2 tRNA genes are annotated in these 252 nt (G+C 50.8%); both read left to right on the plus strand.

Annotation, left to right across the window (positions count from 1 at the left end):
* Nucleotides 1-33 precede the first annotated feature (33 nt).
* Nucleotides 34-109: transfer RNA gene (locus AKJ31_RS21725), tRNA-Ala, on the plus strand.
* Between the two features lie 13 nt (nt 110-122).
* Nucleotides 123-198: transfer RNA gene (locus AKJ31_RS21730), tRNA-Val, on the plus strand.
* Nucleotides 199-252 lie beyond the last annotated feature (54 nt).

Consider the following 252-nt stretch of genomic DNA (forward strand, 5'->3'; position numbering starts at 1 on the left):
AATCCTGCACGACCCACCATTATCTCAAGATATGGGGCTATAGCTCAGCTGGGAGAGCGCCTGCCTTGCACGCAGGAGGTCAGCAGTTCGATCCTGCTTAGCTCCACCATTCTTGATTCGATGGGCGATTAGCTCAGTTGGGAGAGCACCTGCCTTACAAGCAGGGGGTCACTGGTTCGAGCCCGGTATCGCCCACCATCTTTAAGCGCATTAGTAATAGTGCTTTTAAACATGGTTCTTTAATGAATCTAG

Origin of the sequence: Vibrio hepatarius (assembly GCF_001274785.1) — a bacterium.
GTDB lineage: Bacteria > Pseudomonadota > Gammaproteobacteria > Enterobacterales > Vibrionaceae > Vibrio > Vibrio hepatarius.